The 1,751-nt window shown below is 80.8% G+C and carries 2 protein-coding genes; both read right to left on the bottom strand.

What is annotated here, in order from left to right; all coding sequences use genetic code 11:
• Positions 1-182 precede the first annotated feature (182 nt).
• Positions 183-545, bottom strand: a complete 363-nt coding sequence (locus ACFWH7_RS18175; RefSeq protein ID WP_047233354.1) for an ACT domain-containing protein — start codon at positions 543-545, stop codon at positions 183-185.
• 66 nt (positions 546-611) lie between these two features.
• Positions 612-1,607, bottom strand: a complete 996-nt coding sequence (locus tag ACFWH7_RS18170; protein WP_378218586.1) for an NAD(P)/FAD-dependent oxidoreductase — start codon at positions 1,605-1,607, stop codon at positions 612-614.
• Between the last annotated feature and the right edge of the window lie 144 nt (positions 1,608-1,751).

Genomic DNA, 1,751 nt, shown 5'->3' with positions numbered 1-1,751 from the left:
GAGGCTGGGCGCGCCCGCGCCCGGGGGGGGGGGGGGGCGCCCGCGCGCCGGTGCGCCGCGCCCCCCCCCCCCCCGCGCCCGCCCCCCGCCTCGCGGCCGCCGCGGCGGCCACGCCCGACTGACACCGGACCGCGGGGCACCGTCCAGGGCGGGCCGCGGTGGTGCCTCGCCCGGCGCAGGCCTCAGCGGGGACCGGCGACGGCGTGCCCGGCGTCGCGCAGCGCGCGCGTGGCAGGATCGAGGCGCGCCTCGGGCACGAGCACGAGGTCGGCGTGGAACGTGGACGCGACGAAGACGGGGATGCCCGCCTCGGCGAGCGGGCCGACGACGGACGCCAGCACGCCCGTCGTCTCCAGCCCGTGGGCCGAGCCGTAGAACCCGGCCCACCGCTCGGCCTCGTCGAACGGCGACGCGTGCCGCACGACCGTGAGCCCCTCCGGGGCGCGCACGAGCGCGACCCACTCGTCGTCCTCGGGGAACGTGGCACCGGGGACGTGCCCGAGGAGGAAGCGGTCGGGGACGACGTGCAGGTCGAGCGAGGTCATGGGCGGCACCGTAGCCGCCCGCGCCCACACGGGCGCCGTCGACGCTCCTGGGCGGTCGGGCTACGGTCAGCGCGCGAGGCGTTCGACGACCGCCCCGTACAGCCACGGGGCGGCGCTCGCGGCGGGCACGATCGCGGCGCGGGCGGGGCTGCCGGCCCAGGCGAGCAGCCCGGTCGTCAGGACCCGGTAGTCGCGCGTCGCGCGCGCCCAGGCCCGCTCGTACGCCGCGGCGTCGTCCAGGTGGCGCACGACGGCGTCGGCCTGGGCGAGCCCGACGCGCACGCCCTCGCCCGTGAGCGCGTCGACGTACCCGGACGCGTCGCCGACGAGGCGCACGCGCCCGGCCGTGCGCCGTCGGGCCCGCTGACGCAGCGGCCCGGCCCCGCGGACCCGGCCCAGCACCGGTGCGCCGCGCAGGTGCTGCGCGAGCTCGGGGAAGGCGTCCAGCCCCGTGGCGGCGCCGCTCCCCGGCCGGGAGCCCGTCTCCCGGCTCGCGGGAGCGCGGTGGGTGAGCACGGCGACGCCGACGACGTCGGGACCCACCGGGGTCACGTACGCCTCGGCGTGCGGGGCCCAGTGCACCTCGACGAGATCGCTCCAGGGCGCGACGGAGTAGTGGGTGCGCAGCCCGAACCGGGCGCGCCCGCGCGGCGTCGCGTCGAGCCCGGTGAGGCGCCGGACGCTGGAGTGGAGACCGTCGCAGCCGAGCACCCAGCCCGCGCGCACGACCGAGCGCGCCCCGCCCTCGTCGCGCGCGGCGTCGAGCGCGACGTCGACCCCGCGCTCGTCCTGGCGCAGCGCCCGGACGGTGGCGTGCCCGATCGTGACGCCCTCCGCGAGCGCGCGGTCGCGCAGGGCCGCGTGCAGGGCGGTGCGTCGCACGCCCCGCCCGGGCCCGGCGGCGAACGGGTGGTCGGCGTGGCGGGTCGTGTCCCGGTAGCTGATGCCCGCGAGCCGGTGCCCGGGCGGGTCGACGCCGAGGTCGAGCACCGCGGCGAGCGCCCCGGGCAGCAGGCCCTCGCCGCACGCCTTGTCGATGACGCCCGCGCGACGGTCGACCACGACGACGGGGGGGCCCCGGCGCCCCGGGGGGGCGGCGGCGGGGCGGCGGCGGGGGTGGGGCCCGGGGGGCTGGCGGGGGGCCCGGGTCGTCATGCCCCCCGACGCCGTCCCGTTCGACGTGCTCGTCTTCAGCAAGACCGGTGG

Source organism: Cellulosimicrobium cellulans (assembly GCF_042723955.1).
Classification (GTDB): Bacteria; Actinomycetota; Actinomycetes; order Actinomycetales; family Cellulomonadaceae; genus Cellulosimicrobium; species Cellulosimicrobium cellulans_H.
The sequence above is the reverse complement of the archived record's forward strand: the minus strand, read 5'-3'. Positions and strand labels throughout refer to the sequence as shown.